14 protein-coding genes are annotated in these 14,993 nt (G+C 65.1%); 6 read left to right on the top strand and 8 right to left on the bottom strand.

What is annotated here, in order from left to right; all coding sequences use genetic code 11:
• Positions 1–27 precede the first annotated feature (27 nt).
• Complete coding sequence (locus tag FPJ27_RS08760) at positions 28–417, bottom strand: VOC family protein (RefSeq protein ID WP_072444143.1); 390 nt, start codon at positions 415–417, stop codon at positions 28–30.
• A gap of 71 nt (positions 418–488) precedes the next feature.
• On the opposite strand from FPJ27_RS08760, the gene FPJ27_RS08755 reads away from it, so the two are divergent.
• A complete protein-coding gene (locus FPJ27_RS08755) occupies positions 489–1,454 on the top strand; it encodes an AraC family transcriptional regulator (protein WP_204422609.1) in 966 nt (321 codons plus the stop codon).
• A gap of 89 nt (positions 1,455–1,543) precedes the next feature.
• Here the strand turns inward: FPJ27_RS08755 and gltA are convergent, their stop codons facing one another.
• The 7 genes from gltA to FPJ27_RS08720 all read right to left on the bottom strand — a co-directional run bounded on the left by gltA (position 1,544) and on the right by FPJ27_RS08720 (position 7,468).
• Complete coding sequence (gltA, locus tag FPJ27_RS08750) at positions 1,544–2,845, bottom strand: citrate synthase (RefSeq protein ID WP_014899964.1); 1,302 nt, start codon at positions 2,843–2,845, stop codon at positions 1,544–1,546.
• Positions 2,846–2,898: 53 nt separating this feature from the next.
• Positions 2,899–3,171: a succinate dehydrogenase assembly factor 2 gene (locus FPJ27_RS08745; RefSeq protein WP_031400668.1), complete on the bottom strand. Its 273-nt coding sequence runs from the start codon at positions 3,169–3,171 to the stop codon at positions 2,899–2,901.
• A 10-nt stretch (positions 3,172–3,181) separates the two neighbouring features.
• Positions 3,182–3,883, bottom strand: coding sequence for a succinate dehydrogenase iron-sulfur subunit (locus tag FPJ27_RS08740; protein ID WP_011658352.1), 702 nt, complete (start codon positions 3,881–3,883; stop codon positions 3,182–3,184).
• Positions 3,884–3,904: 21 nt separating this feature from the next.
• A complete protein-coding gene (gene sdhA / locus FPJ27_RS08735; protein WP_034180014.1) occupies positions 3,905–5,680 on the bottom strand; it encodes a succinate dehydrogenase flavoprotein subunit in 1,776 nt (591 codons plus the stop codon).
• Positions 5,681–5,683: 3 nt separating this feature from the next.
• Positions 5,684–6,052 (bottom strand): succinate dehydrogenase, hydrophobic membrane anchor protein, encoded by a 369-nt coding sequence (gene sdhD / locus FPJ27_RS08730; RefSeq protein WP_034180015.1) that lies wholly within the window; start codon positions 6,050–6,052, stop codon positions 5,684–5,686.
• Between the two features lie 4 nt (positions 6,053–6,056).
• Positions 6,057–6,473 carry a succinate dehydrogenase, cytochrome b556 subunit gene (gene sdhC, locus FPJ27_RS08725; protein WP_034180016.1) on the bottom strand — a complete coding sequence of 139 codons (417 nt, stop codon included), beginning with the start codon at positions 6,471–6,473 and terminating at the stop codon, positions 6,057–6,059.
• A 170-nt stretch (positions 6,474–6,643) separates the two neighbouring features.
• Positions 6,644–7,468: a GntR family transcriptional regulator gene (locus FPJ27_RS08720; protein WP_204423125.1), complete on the bottom strand. Its 825-nt coding sequence runs from the start codon at positions 7,466–7,468 to the stop codon at positions 6,644–6,646.
• A 288-nt stretch (positions 7,469–7,756) separates the two neighbouring features.
• On the opposite strand from FPJ27_RS08720, the gene FPJ27_RS08715 reads away from it, so the two are divergent.
• The 5 genes from FPJ27_RS08715 (at position 7,757) to acnA (ending at position 14,921) form a co-directional block, all read left to right on the top strand.
• The gene (locus FPJ27_RS08715; protein WP_034180017.1) at positions 7,757–8,743 is read left to right on the top strand and encodes a malate dehydrogenase; all 987 of its coding nucleotides are present in this window, start codon (positions 7,757–7,759) and stop codon (positions 8,741–8,743) included.
• Positions 8,744–8,922: 179 nt separating this feature from the next.
• Positions 8,923–9,930 (top strand): aldolase/citrate lyase family protein, encoded by a 1,008-nt coding sequence (locus FPJ27_RS08710; RefSeq protein WP_204422608.1) that lies wholly within the window; start codon positions 8,923–8,925, stop codon positions 9,928–9,930.
• Positions 9,931–10,160: 230 nt separating this feature from the next.
• Positions 10,161–10,676 carry a hypothetical protein gene (locus FPJ27_RS08705; protein WP_034180019.1) on the top strand — a complete coding sequence of 172 codons (516 nt, stop codon included), beginning with the start codon at positions 10,161–10,163 and terminating at the stop codon, positions 10,674–10,676.
• A 23-nt stretch (positions 10,677–10,699) separates the two neighbouring features.
• Positions 10,700–12,151: a bifunctional 2-methylcitrate dehydratase/aconitate hydratase gene (locus FPJ27_RS08700; protein ID WP_204422607.1), complete on the top strand. Its 1,452-nt coding sequence runs from the start codon at positions 10,700–10,702 to the stop codon at positions 12,149–12,151.
• A gap of 52 nt (positions 12,152–12,203) precedes the next feature.
• Positions 12,204–14,921 (top strand): aconitate hydratase AcnA, encoded by a 2,718-nt coding sequence (gene acnA / locus FPJ27_RS08695; RefSeq protein WP_072444154.1) that lies wholly within the window; start codon positions 12,204–12,206, stop codon positions 14,919–14,921.
• The last annotated feature ends 72 nt before the right edge of the window (positions 14,922–14,993 follow it).

Here is a 14,993-nt window from a genome sequence, read left to right as displayed (position 1 = left end):
TATCGATACAATCCTGACAACCGTGCATTACTCGGGACGATGGCAGACCACGCAGAGCTTGTTGCCGTCCGGGTCGCGGAAATATGCGCCGTAGTAGTCGCGGTGGTAATGCGGCCGCAGGCCCGGCGGCCCTTCGCAGGTGCCGCCGCGCCGCAGCGCGAGCGCGTGGCAGCGATCGACGTGCGCGCGCGTCGGCGCGTCGAACGCGATCGTGTGGCCATTGCCCGGCTCGGGTGCGCGGCCGTCGAGCGGATGGCCGAAGAAAAACAGCGGCCGGTCGGCGTCGGCCGGCATCCAGCCCGACCAGCCGTCCGGCTCGCGGAACTTCAGGCGCAACCCGAGTTCCGCGAACAGCGGCGCATAGAAATCGTAGGCGCGCGTCGTATCGCCGACGCCCACGCAAACATGTGAAAACATGGCATCGCTCCGTGGTGACGATCGCTCACGATCATGCCACGGCGCGCAGCCCGCGCCACCCGGAGGCCGCGATGAAACCGCAGTACGAGCACGTGACGTTCGCTCCCGGCTGTTCGATCCGCGTATACCACCGCCAGCTCGCGCGCATTCCGTTCGAATGGCACCGCCATCCCGAATACGAGCTGACGCTGACGCTCAACAGCCGCGGCCAGCGCTTCATCGGCGATCACGTCGCGCGCTACACGGACGACGATCTGGTGCTCGTGCCGCCCAACCTGCCGCACACCTGGTCGTCGAACGCGCGCATCGATCGCGATGCGCCCGAAGTCGCGCTCGTCGTCTGGTTCGACGGCGACTGGGTGCGGCGGCTTGCCGACTGCTGCCCCGAATACGCACCACTGCGCTCGCTGTTGCGGCGCGCGGCGCCGGGCCTGCGCTTCGACACCGACACGGCCTGCGCGATGCGCGCCCGGCTGCCGCAGCTGCTCGATCCTGCTCCGCGCGTAAGACTCGCGGCCGCGCTCGACACGCTCGCCGATCTCGCGGAAGCCGGCGGCGAGCCGCTCGCCACCGCGCATGCGTACGGCGGGCCCGACGGCACGACACCGCGCGCCGATGCGGCCGCGCCCGAAGCCGAGCGCCTCGATCGCGTGCTCGACGCGATCGACCGGCACTTCCACGAACCGCTGCGTATCGACGCACTCGCGGCTGCCGCGCACATGTCCGAGCGCACGCTGCAGCGCCTGTTTGTCCGGCATCTCGGCGAAAGCGTCGGTCGCTACGTGCAGCGGCTGCGGCTCGCGCACGCATGCCGCCATCTCGTCGGCACCGACTGGCCGATCGCGACGGTCGCCGCGCGCTGCGGCATTCCGAATGCCGCGAACTTCAACCGCCAGTTCCTCGCCGCGCGCGGGATGACGCCTGGCGCGTACCGGCAGTTCTTCCTGCAGCACGGCCACGCGCCCGACGAAGACGCGCCGGCGCTCGATACGCGGCCGCCGTCGCTGGAGCGCCGCGCCGATCCGGCGCGCAAATGAAAACACCCCGACGGGCTGACCCGTCGGGGTGTCGTGGCGTTGCGATTGCCCGACGCGAGCGGCCTGCCGGCCGTCGCGCCGCACACGACTTAACGTGCGTTGATCGGCTTCGCTTCGCGCGGCGTATCGCCGATGAACAGCTGGCGCGGACGGCCGATCTTCTGCTCCGGATCCGCAATCATTTCGTTCCACTGCGCGATCCAGCCGACCGTACGTGCCATCGCGAAGATACACGTGAACATCGACGTCGGGATGCCCAGCGCGCGCTGGACGATGCCCGAGTAGAAGTCGACGTTCGGGTACAGCTTGCGCGACACGAAGTATTCGTCTTCCAGCGCGATCTTCTCGAGCTGCATCGCGAGCTTGAACAGCGGGTCGTCGTGCAGGCCCAGTTCGTTCAGCACTTCGTAGCACGTCTCGCGCATCAGCTTCGCGCGCGGGTCGTAGTTCTTGTACACGCGGTGGCCGAAGCCCATCAGCTTCACGCCCGAATTCTTGTCCTTCACCTGCTTGATGAATTCGGGGATGTTGTCCGGCGAACCGATCTGCTCGAGCATGTTCAGCGCGGCTTCGTTCGCGCCGCCGTGCGCCGGGCCCCACAGACAGGCGATACCGGCCGCGATACATGCGAACGGGTTCGCGCCCGACGAACCGGCCAGGCGGACCGTCGACGTCGATGCGTTCTGCTCGTGGTCGGCGTGCAGGATCAGGATGCGGTCGAGTGCGCGGACGAGCACGTCGTTGACCTTGTACTCTTCGCACGGGTTCGAGAACATCATGTGCATGAAGTTCGCGCTGTACGACAGCGAGTTCTTCGGATACACGAACGGCTGGCCGATGCTGTACTTGTACGCCATCGCGACGAGCGTCGGCAGCTTCGCGATCATGCGGATCGCCGACACTTCACGGTGACGCGGGTCGTTGATGTCGAGCGAGTCGTGGTAGAACGCGGACAGCGCGCCGACCGCGGCGACCAGGATCGCCATCGGGTGCGCGTCGCGGCGGAAGCCACGGAAGAAGAAGTGCATCTGCTCGTGCACCATCGTGTGCTTCGTGACGGTGTCGACGAATTCCTTCTTCTGCGCTGCGTTCGGCAGTTCGCCCTTCAGCAGCAGGTAGCAGCTTTCGAGGAAGTCCGCGTTTTGCGCGAGGTTGTCGATCGGGTAGCCGCGGTACAGCAGTTCGCCCTTGTCGCCGTCGATGTACGTGATCGCCGAATTACAAGCTGCCGTCGACATGAAGCCCGGGTCGTACGTGAACTTGCCGGTCTGGCCGTACAGCTTGCGGATGTCGATTACGTCCGGGCCCATCGTGCCCTTGTAGATCGGCAGTTCGACGCTCGGCGAGTTGTCGCTGAACGATAGCGTGGCTTTAACATCAGACGGAGTCATGGCACATCCTCAATCGAAATAAAGAAACGGGATTCGATAACGGGCGTAACGCGTTACACGTTGCGCAGCATCTCCAACAGCCGGTGAATATCCGGGCTGTCTAGGTCGCCCTCTGGTTCCTTGCGCGCGAGGAGCAAGTCCATCAGGTCGTTGTCGCTCAGATCGAGCAGGCGCGACAACGCGCCTACGTCTGCATCGGTGAGGTCATGCTCGTATCTGCCGAAGAAACGCTCGAAGATGATGTCGTTTTCCAGCAGACCCCGCCGCGCGCGCCAGCGAAGGCGCGCGCGACGGTGCGGGTCGGATTGATGCGAATCGTCGCTCATTGCTCCGGCCTTAAACCGCGCGGCGAACCATCAGTTCCTTGATCTTGCCGATCGCCTTCGTCGGGTTCAGGCCCTTCGGGCAAACGTCGACGCAGTTCATGATCGTGTGGCAACGGAACAGACGGTACGGGTCTTCCAGGTTGTCGAGACGCTCTCCGGTGGCCGTGTCGCGGCTGTCCGCGATGAAGCGGTAAGCCTGCAGCAGGCCGGCCGGGCCGACGAACTTGTCCGGGTTCCACCAGAAGCTCGGGCACGACGTCGAGCAGCTCGCGCACAGAATGCACTCGTACACGCCGTCGAGCTCGTCGCGCTCTTCCGGCGACTGGAGGCGTTCCTTCTCCGGCGGCGGCGCGTCGTTGATCAGGTACGGCTTGATCGAGTGATACTGGTTGAAGAAGTGCGTCATGTCGACGATCAGGTCGCGCACGACGGGCAGGCCCGGCAGCGGACGCAGCACGATCTTCTGCGGCAGGTCGTTCAGGTTCGTCAGGCACGCGAGACCGTTCTTGCCGTTGATGTTCATCGCGTCCGAACCGCACACGCCTTCGCGGCACGAACGGCGGAACGACAGCGTCTCGTCGACGGCCTTCAGCTTGACCAGTGCGTCGAGCAGCATGCGCTCGTGCTGGATCTCGAGCTCGTACGTCTGCATGCGCGGCGCTGCGTCCTTGTCCGGATCGTAGCGGTAGACTTCAAAAATGCGTTTTGCCATTTCGGATTCCTTTGACTCGGCTTAGAACGTGCGCGGCTTCGGCGGCACGGATTCGACCGTCAGCGGCTTCATTTGAACCGGCTTGTAGTCGAGGCGATCGCCTTCGCTGTACCACAGCGTGTGGCGCAGCCAGTTCTCGTCGTCGCGGTGTTCGTAGTCGCTGTGGGCGTGCGCGCCACGGCTTTCCTTGCGCGCTTCCGCCGACACCATCGTCGCGCGGGCGACTTCGATCAGGTTCTCCAGCTCGAGCGCTTCGACGCGCGCGGTGTTGAATACCTTCGACTTGTCCTTCAGGTGGATGCTTTCCACGCGCGCCGCCAGGCCGGCCATCTGGTCGACGCCTTCCTTCAGCAACGCCGACGTGCGGAACACGCCTGCATGCTTCTGCATCGTCGCGCGGATGTCGTTCGCGACGTCCTGCGTGTATTCGCCCGACGTCGACTTGTCGAGCTTGTTCAGGCGCGCCAGCGAGAATTCGCCTGCATCGGCCGGCAGCGGCTTGTGTTCCTTCTGGTTCTTCACGTGCTCGACGATGTGGTTGCCGGCCGCACGGCCGAACACCACGAGGTCCAGCAGCGAGTTCGTGCCGAGGCGGTTCGCGCCGTGCACGGACACGCACGAGCACTCGCCCACTGCGTAGAAGCCGTTGACCGGTTCCTTGTGATCGCGCGACGTGCCGACGACCTGACCGTGGATGTTGGTCGGGATGCCGCCCATCTGATAGTGGATCGTCGGGACGACCGGGATCGGTTCCTTGATCGCATCGACGTTCGCGAACTTCAGCGCGATTTCGCGGATCGACGGCAGACGCTTCATGATCGTCTCGGCGCCGATGTGCGACAGGTCGAGCAGCACGTGATCCTTGTTCGGACCCACGCCGCGGCCTTCCTTGATTTCCTGGTCCATCGAGCGCGACACGAAGTCACGCGGCGCCAGATCCTTCAGCGTCGGCGCATAGCGCTCCATGAAGCGCTCGCCGTTCGCGTTGCGCAGGATGCCGCCTTCGCCGCGCACGCCTTCGGTGATCAGCACGCCCGCGCCGGCCACGCCGGTCGGGTGGAACTGCCAGAACTCCATGTCCTGCAGCGCGATGCCCGAACGCGCGGCCATGCCGAGGCCGTCGCCGGTGTTGATGAACGCGTTGGTCGATGCCGCGAAGATCCGGCCTGCGCCGCCCGTCGCGAACAGCGTCGTCTTGCCTTCCATGATGTAGACGTCGCCCGTCTCCATCTCGAGGGCCGTCACGCCGAGCACGTCGCCGTCCGCGTCCCGGATCAGGTCGAGCGCCATCCATTCGACGAAGAACTGCGTCTTCGCCTCGACGTTCTGCTGGTACAGCGTGTGCAGCAGCGCGTGACCGGTACGGTCGGCGGCCGCGCATGCGCGCTGGACCGGCTTCTCGCCGTAGTTCGCGGTGTGGCCGCCGAACGGGCGCTGATAGATCGTGCCGTCCGCGTTGCGGTCGAACGGCATGCCGAAGTGCTCGAGTTCGTACACGACGTTCGGCGCTTCACGGCACATGAATTCGATCGCGTCCTGGTCGCCGAGCCAGTCGGAGCCCTTGATCGTGTCGTAGAAGTGGAAGTGCCAGTTGTCTTCGCTCATGTTGCCGAGCGATGCGCCGATGCCGCCCTGCGCGGCCACCGTGTGCGAACGCGTCGGGAACACCTTCGACAGCACGCCGACCGACAGGCCCGCGCGCGACAGTTGCAGCGCCGCGCGCAAGCCGGAGCCGCCCGCGCCGACGATCACTACGTCGAACTTGCGACGCGGGAGGGAAGTTTTGATTGCAGCCATTCTTTACACTCTCCAGAGAATCTGCGCGGCGTAGCCCGCACATGCGAGCAGCCAGACGATGGTCAGCGATTGCAGCAGCAGGCGCACACCGACGGGCTTCACGTAATCCATCCAGATGTCGCGCACGCCGACCCATGCGTGGTAGAAGAGGGAAAGCAGCATCACGAAGGTCGCGAGCTTCATCCATTGCGCGGAGAAGATCGACGCCCAGCCTTCGTACGAGAAATCGTGCGCGCCGAAGAACAGGACGAGCAGGATGACCGTGTAGACCGCCATGATCGTGGCGGTGATACGCTGCGCGAGCCAGTCGCGCAGGCCGTAGTGCGCGCCGACGACGAGGCGCTTCGAGCCGATTCGGTTATTGGCTGCCATTTTCTTAGAATGCTCCGAACAGTTTGAGTGCCATGGCGATCGTCAGCGCGATCGAGACGACAAAGACGACGACTGCCGTCCGCTTGCCGCTTTCCTTCGTGACGGCGTCGTGGTTGACGTCCATCAGCAGGTGGCGAATGCCGGCGCAGAAATGGTGGAAGAAGGCCCAGGACAACGCGAGGACGATCAGCTTGACGACGATGTTGGAGAGGAAGGCCTTGAAGACTTCGAAGCTGAGCTCGGACGTCAGGCTCTGGTCGAAGAGGAACAGCAGGAACGGCAGGAACAAGAACAGCAGCGCACCGCTGACTCGATGGAGGATCGACAAAGTCGCTGCCAGCGGCATGCGATATTTCATCGTGATATCGCCGAATCCGATGTTCCGGTATTCCGGCCTCGGTTTTCTTACTGCGTCAGTCATGCTAGACCCCTACTATGTTGTCACACTAATCCGCGATTTTAGCGCCTTTTTATATCGCGCTGCAGCGAAAGTCTGCTCTGGATAGTTGCGCGAACGAGAACAAAGGCGGCCCGAAACGTGCTTCGCGAGCGTGGGAATCGCGAATGCACTCGGCTTGAGCCGAACCGTCGTCAGCTCAAGTCATTCTGATAGTAGTACCCGGTTGTGACATACCAGCCGCGCCGCACTTCCACCGGCCGATCCCCGTACGTATAGGACACGCGCTCGACCGACAGCAACGGAAAACCCGCGGGCACATGCAGCAGGTCGGCCACCGCCGGATCCGCCGCGACCGCGCGGATCTTCTCCGTCGCGCGGATCATCCGCGTGCCGAACTCCGTCTCGAACATCGCGTAGAGCGGCCCCTTGTACTCGCTCAGCCGCTCGAACGTGAGCCCGCGAAACATCGCGCCCGGCAGCCAGATCTCGTCGAGCACCGTCACCTCGCCGTCGAACTCCAGCAGGCGGCGCACCTGCACGACGGGATCGGCCGGCTTCAGGTCGAGCTGCCGCGCGATCTCGGCCGGCGCACGCAGGCGCCGGCATTCGAGCAGACGGCTCACGTGCGGGTGCTCGGCACCGTCGTCGGCAAGCAGACGCAGGAAGCGGAATTGCGCGCGATCCTCGTTGTGCGTTGCAACAAAAGTACCCTTGCCCTGCCGCCGGACCACGAGGTTTTCGGCGGCCAGTTCGTCGATCGCCTTGCGAACGGTGCCCTGGCTGACCTTGTAACGGGCGGCGAGCTCCACTTCGCTCGGAATGATCTCGCCCGGCTTCCATTCGCCGGTTTCGAGACTTTGCGTGATCAATGACTTGATCTGCTGGTATAAAGGGCTGAACGTCGGCGACGCGGATACCGCGGGCGAAGGCGCGGAATCGCCCGCGCCCGGCTGCCCTGGGCCGCCTGCGCCGGTCTGATTCGCGGTATTCGCCTGGTTCGATGTCATGGCGCGCATTTCATCACAAACCGCACTTTTTCGTCCACTCAATTTCGGCAAAACATCTGTCTTATATAAGACATATGATACCGTTTGACTTTGCGCGTGACGGCTCCTACACTCCCGGTCGAGCAAGGGTTCGCGGGTGCAAAAGCGCGTCCCAGGCTACGTGCCACGGCCGTCTCCAGGTTCACCGCGTCTGCCATCGCGAGTCCTCCGCCCTGCTTCAATGCAACGTTACGCACAACGCGCATAGAATGGCGTTTTCGCTAGCGTCCAACGCTTCACCCGTCCTGGAGATTTTCAATGGCTAAGCCCGCAAAGCGCGTTGCCGTCACCGGCGCCGCAGGTCAAATCGCTTACTCCCTGCTGTTCCGCATCGCGAACGGCGACCTGCTCGGCAAGGACCAGCCGGTCATCCTGCAACTGCTCGACCTCCCGCAAGCCCAAGCCGCCGTCAAAGGCGTCGTGATGGAACTCGACGATTGCGCGTTCCCGCTGCTCGCGGGCGTCGTGATCACCGACGATCCGAAGGTTGCATTCAAGGACGCCGACGTCGCGCTGCTGGTCGGTGCGCGTCCGCGCTCGAAGGGCATGGAGCGCAAGGACCTGCTGTCGGCGAACGCCGAGATCTTCACGGTTCAGGGCGCCGCGCTGAACGAAGTCGCGAGCCGCGACGTGAAGGTGCTGGTCGTCGGCAACCCGGCGAACACGAACGCGTACATCGCGATGAAGTCGGCACCGGACCTGCCGAAGAAGAACTTCACGGCCATGCTGCGCCTCGACCACAACCGCGCGCTGTCGCAGCTCGCCGCCAAGTCGGGCAAGCCGGTCGCATCGATCGAGAAGCTCGCCGTGTGGGGCAACCACTCGCCGACGATGTACCCGGACTTCCGCTTCGCGACCGCCGAAGGCGAATCGATGCTGAAGCTGATCAACGACGACGTGTGGAACCGCGACACGTTCATCCCGACCGTCGGCAAGCGCGGCGCGGCGATCATCGAAGCGCGCGGCCTGTCGTCGGCCGCATCGGCAGCCAACGCGGCGATCGACCACGTCCGTGACTGGGTGCTCGGCACGAACGGCAAGTGGGTCACGATGGGCATCCCGTCGGACGGCTCGTACGGCATCCCCGAAGACATCATCTACGGCGTGCCGGTCGTTTGCGAAAACGGCGAGTACAAGCGCGTCGAAGGCCTGGAAATCGACGCGTTCTCGCGCGAGAAGATGGACGGCACGCTGGCCGAGCTGCTCGAAGAGCGCGATGGCGTCGCCCACCTGCTGAAGAACTAATTTCAGTACCGTGACGGGCAGCCTCCGGGCGCTCGTCACCGCAGGGCCGGCAAGCCGCCGGCCCTGCCGCCCGATCCGATCCGGGCACGTTTTGCCGCCTCGTGCGCCCCGCGCATCGGCCCAGAACGCGCCCGAATCCGATTTTCTCCACGTTGACCCGCTTCCCTGACGTAGAAGAGATGGCCGCGCTCACTCCTGCACAAGTGCTGTACGACGGGGCGTCCCCGCCCGCGATCCTGCCATGCTGCGATCACTACGCGGGCAGCGAGAAGCTGATGCGCAAGTCGCTCGCGCTGCAGGCCGAAACGGGCCCCGTATTCGACATCACGCTCGACTGCGAGGACGGCGCGGCCGTCGGCCAGGAAGCCGCACACGCGGAACTCGTCGCCGAGCTGCTCGGCAGCGCCGAGAACCGCTTCGGGCGCGTCGGCGTACGGATCCACGACTTTTCCCACCCGCACTGGCGCGACGATGTCCGCATCGTGCTGCGCGCCGCCCGCGCACCCGCCTACATCACGCTGCCGAAGATCGCGAACGCCGCCGACGCGGCCGAAATGGCCGCGTTCATCGAAGGCGCGCGCCGCGAGCTCGGCATCGCGCAGCCGATCCCGGTCGACGTGCTGGTCGAGACGCACGGCGCGCTCGCACAGGCGGCCGCCCTCGCCGCGCTGCCGATGGTCGGCACGCTGAGCTTCGGGCTGATGGATTTCGTCTCCGCGCACCACGGCGCGATTCCCGATGCCGCGATGCGCTCGCCCGGCCAGTTCGAACACCCGCTCGTGCGCCGCGCGAAGCTGGAAATCGCCGCGGCCTGCCACGCGCACGGCAAGACGCCGTCGCACAACGTGACGACCGAGGTGCGCGACATGAGCGTCGTCGCCGCCGATGCGCGCCGCGCGCGCGACGAATTCGCGTTCACGCGGATGTGGAGCATCCACCCCGCGCAGATCCGCCCGATCGTCGACGCATTCGCGCCGCGCACCGACGAGGTCGTGCTGGCCGCCGAGATCCTGCTCGCCGCGCAGGCCGCCGACTGGGGCCCGACGCGCCACGGTGATACGCTGCACGATCGCGCGAGCTATCGCTATTACTGGTCGGTGCTGCGCCGCGCGCGGGCCACCGGCCAGCCCGTACCGGCCGAGGCCGCGCCGCTGTTCGGCCCGGCCGCCGCGGGCGACGCGCAGTGAGCGCGCGCCGCCGGCCGATACACGAATTTCATGCATTCGCCGAGGCGCGAACCGGACAGAGGTTTGCGAAACGACAAAAAACGTAACGGAGCCCGAAAACCTGAAATATGCGCGGCCAAATAGGTGAAAATAGCGGCCGCTGCGCGCTTTCGGGGCGCGTGCAGTTTCAAACCGGCCGGCAGCTTCGATTGCCGGCCCTTGTCAACTGATTATCGAAAGGTTCTGACTCCATGAAGAAACTCCTGATCGCTACCGCCATCGGCGCCTTGTCCGCCACGATGCTGGTCTCGGCTCCGAGCGCGTTTGCCCAGGGTACGGCCACCACGACCGCGAAGAAGGCCGCGGCCAAGCGCCCGGCGCCGGCCAAGCGCATCATCCCGCGCAGCAAGAAGGCGCAGGCGCGCGCCGCTGCCAAGGTCGATCCGGTACCGGACGGCGCGGTCAAGTGGGCCTGTAAGGATGGCCTGTCGTTCGACCTCGCCGGCGACATGAAGCGCGACCAGGTCGTCACGGTTCACTGGGCGAAGAAGAACTACAAGCTGCCGCGTCAAGCCACGACGACGGGCGCCGACACGTTCTACGATCCGGCAGCAGGCTTCAAGCTGGTCGTGATCCCGTCCAAGGCGATGCTGTTCTCCGACGCGAACGGCGGCGAGCGCCTCGCGGACGAGTGCGTGACGCCGGAAATGGCGCAAGGCACGCCGGCACCGACGCAGTCGAACGAGCTGAAGCCGGCAACGAACTAAGCGCGTTCCTCCTCGGCCCCTCGATGTCCGCCCCGGTCTCCAACGTCCGCCCTGCTCCGGATACGGTACTCGTCGATATCGTCGACTACGTGCTGGACACCGGCATCGACAGCGCGCTAGCGCTGGAGACGGCGCGTCATTGCCTGATCGACACGCTCGGATGCGGACTCGAGGCGCTGTCCTACCCTGCCTGCACCAAGCTGCTCGGCCCCGTCGTGCCCGGCACGATCGTGCCGAACGGCGCGAAGGTGCCCGGCACGTCCTTCCAGCTCGATCCCGTCCAGGCCGCGTTCGACATCGGCGCGATGATCCGCTGGCTGGACTTCAACGACACCTGGCTCGCCGCCGAATGGGGTCATCCGTCCGACAATCTCGGCGGGATCCTGGCGACGGCCGACTGGCTCTCCCGCACGGCCGTCGCGGCCGGCCGAAAGCCTCTGCTCATGCGCGACGTGCTGGTCGCGATGATCCAGGCCCACGAGATCCAGGGCTGCCTGGCACTCGAGAATTCGTTCAATGCGGTCGGGCTCGACCACGTGCTGCTCGTGAAGGTCGCGTCGACGGCCGTCGTCGGCCGGCTGCTCGGGCTCACGCGCGACGAGCTGATCAACGCGGTATCCAACGCGTTCGTCGACGGCCACGCGCTGCGTACCTACCGCCACGCACCGAACACGGGTTCGCGCAAGTCGTGGGCGGCCGGCGATGCCACGTCCCGCGCGGTGCGCCTCGCGCTGATCGCGAAAACCGGCGAAATGGGCTACCCGTCGGCGCTCACCGCAAAGACCTGGGGCTTCTACGACGTGCTGTTCGACGGGCAGCCGTTTCGCTTCCAGCGCCCGTACGGCACGTACGTGATGGAAAACGTGCTGTTCAAGATCGCGTTCCCCGCCGAATTCCATGCGCAGACGGCCGCCGAGGCCGCGCTGCAGCTGCACGCGCAGCTCGCGGCGGCAGGCCGCACGATCGACGACATCGGCCGGATCACGATCCGCACGCATGCGGCCGCGATCCGCATCATCGACAAGCAGGGCCCGCTCGCCAATCCGGCCGACCGCGACCACTGCATCCAGTACATGGTCGCCGTGCCGCTGCTGTTCGGCCGGCTGACCGCGGCCGACTACGAGGATGCGGCCGCGGCGGACCCGCGCATCGACGCGCTGCGCGCGAAAACCGTGTGCGTCGAGGATCCGCAGTTCACGAAGGATTACCACGATCCGGACAAGCGATCGATCGCGAATGCGCTGACGATCGAATTCACGGACGGATCGAAGCTTGCCGAGGTGGCGGTCGAATACCCGCTCGGCCACAAGCGACGCCGCGCGGACGGCATCCCGCTGCTGGTCGAGAAGTTCCGGACCAACCTCGCCCGCCGCTTCCCGGCAAAGCAGCAACAAGCGATTCTCGACGTGTCGCTGGACCAGGCAAAGCTCGAAGCGATGCCGGTCGATGAGTACGTCGACTTGTATGTGATATAGCCGTCATCTACAGGACACGTTGTTTCCTAGCCTTAAACCCAGGAAAATCACCATGGCCCACAATCTCCACAAGACCCTCAAGGAATTCGACAGCGGTTCCGGCAAAGGCAAGTTCTACTCGCTGCCGCAACTCGGCAAGGAGCTGAAGACGAAGATCGAGCGCCTGCCGGTGTCGATCCGTATCGTGCTCGAGTCCGTGCTGCGTAACTACGACGGCAAGAAAATCACCGAAGAGCACATCGAGCAGCTCGCGAACTGGAAGCCGACCGCGAAGCGCGTCGACGAGATTCCGTTCGTGGTGTCGCGCGTCGTGCTGCAGGACTTCACGGGCGTGCCGCTGCTCGCCGACATCGCGGCCATGCGCGGCGTCGCCGAGCGCACCGGCAAGAACCCGAAGAAGATCGAGCCGCTGGTCCCGGTCGATCTCGTCGTCGACCACTCGGTCCAGATCGACTACTTCCGCCAGAAGGACGCGCTCGACCTGAACATGAAACTGGAATTCCAGCGCAACAACGAGCGCTACCAGTTCATGAAGTGGGGCATGCAGGCCTTCGACACGTTCAAGGTCGTGCCGCCGGGCGTCGGCATCGTCCACCAGGTGAACCTCGAATATCTCGCGCGCGGCGTCCACAAGAAGGCGGACGGCGGCGACACCGTGTACTACCCGGATACCCTCGTCGGCACGGACAGCCACACGACGATGATCAATGGCATCGGCGTGGTCGGCTGGGGCGTGGGCGGCATCGAAGCCGAAGCCGGCATGCTCGGCCAGCCGGTGTACTTCCTGACGCCGGACGTCGTCGGCGTCGAGCTGAAGGGCAAGCTGCGCGAAGGCGTGACGGCCACCGACCTCGTGCTGACGATCACCGAAATGCTGCGCAAGGAGAAGGTCGTCGGCAAGTTCGTCGAATTCTTCGGCGAAGGCACGAAGTCGCTGTCGCTGCCGGACCGCGCAACGATCGGCAACATGGCGCCGGAATACGGTGCGACGATGGGCTTCTTCCCGGTCGACGAAAAGACGATCGACTACTTCGAAGGCACGGGCCGCACGAAGGCGGAAATCGCCGCGTTCGAAAACTACTTCAAGGCGCAGAAGCTGTTCGGCATCCCGAAGGCCGGCGACATCGACTACACGAAGACGGTCACGCTCGACCTCGCGACGGTCGCACCGTCGCTGGCCGGCCCGAAGCGCCCGCAGGACCGCATCGAGATCGGCAACGTCAAGTCGACGTTCACCGACCTGTTCTCGAAGCCGGTCGCGGAGAACGGCTTCGCGAAGAAGGCGGACGACCTGAACACGCAGTACACGACGAGCAACGGCGTCGACGTGAAGAACGGCGACGTGCTGATCGCCGCGATCACGTCGTGCACGAACACGTCGAACCCGAGCGTGCTGCTGGCCGCCGGCCTGCTCGCGAAGAAGGCCGTCGAAGCCGGCCTGACCGTCGCGCCGCACATCAAGACGTCGCTCGCGCCGGGATCGCGCATCGTCACCGAGTACCTGACGAAGACGGGCCTGCTGCCCTACCTGTCGAAGCTCGGCTTCGAAGTCGCCGCCTACGGCTGCACGACCTGTATCGGCAACGCGGGCGACCTGACGCCGGAACTGAACGAAGCGATCACGAAGAACGACATCGTCGCGGCAGCCGTGCTGTCGGGCAACCGTAACTTCGAAGCGCGTATCCATCCGAACATCCGCGCGAACTTCCTCGCGTCGCCGCCGCTCGTCGTCGCGTACGCGATCGCCGGCAACATCACGCGCGACCTGATGACCGAGCCGGTCGGCAAGGGCAAGGGCGGCCGCGACATCTACCTCGGCGACATCTGGCCGACGAGCGACGAAATCAACGCGCTGCTCAAGTTCGCGCTCGATCCGAAGAAGTTCGAGGACAACTACTCGAAGCTGACCAAGAAGGGCGACCTCTGGAGCAAGATCGAGGGCGAATCGGGCCAGGTCTACGACTGGCCGAAGTCGACGTACATCGCCGAGCCGCCGTTCTTCGGCAACGACTTCTCGATGGAACCGGCCGCTTCGATCCCGTCGGTCAAGGGCGCGCGCGCACTGGGCATCTTCGGCGACTCGGTCACGACCGACCACATCAGCCCGGCAGGCTCGATCAAGGAAGACTCGCCGGCAGGCAAGTGGCTGAAGGAAAACGGCGTGCAGAAGGCCGACTTCAACAGCTACGGCTCGCGCCGCGGCAACCACGACGTGATGATGCGCGGCACGTTCGCGAACGTCCGGATCAAGAACCTGATGATCCCGGTGAAGGCGGACGGCACGCGCGTCGAAGGCGGCCTGACGATCCACCAGCCGAGCGGCGAACAGCAGTCGATCTATGATGCAGCGATGCAGTACATCGCCGCCGATACGCCGACCGTCGTGTTCGCGGGCGAAGAGTACGGCACGGGCTCGTCGCGCGACTGGGCCGCGAAGGGCACGCAACTGCTCGGCGTGAAGGCCGTGATCGCACGCAGCTTCGAGCGGATCCACCGCTCGAACCTGGTCGGCATGGGCGTGCTGCCGCTGCAGTTCAAGGGCTCGGACAGCGTCCAGTCGCTCGGCATCACCGGCGACGAGACGTACGACATCGAAGGCCTCGGCGACGACTTCAAGCCGCAGCAGGACGTTACGCTCGTGATCAACCGCAAGAACGGCGAAACGCAGCGCGTGCAGGTGCTGCTGCGCATCGATACGCCGATCGAAGTCGACTACTACAAGCACGGCGGTATCCTGCCGTTCGTGCTGCGCTCGCTGCTCGCAGCGTAAGCGCCCTGCTTTTGCAGGTGCCGCAGCCGCTCGCGGCGGTTGTGGCCGATTTGGATGCCCGACCTCGTGTCG

It is taken from the genome of Burkholderia sp. MS455 (assembly GCF_016899445.1).
GTDB classification, from domain to species: Bacteria; Pseudomonadota; Gammaproteobacteria; order Burkholderiales; family Burkholderiaceae; genus Burkholderia; species Burkholderia pyrrocinia_C.
Note: the sequence above shows the minus strand (reverse complement) of the source record. Positions and strands in the feature narration are given on the sequence as shown.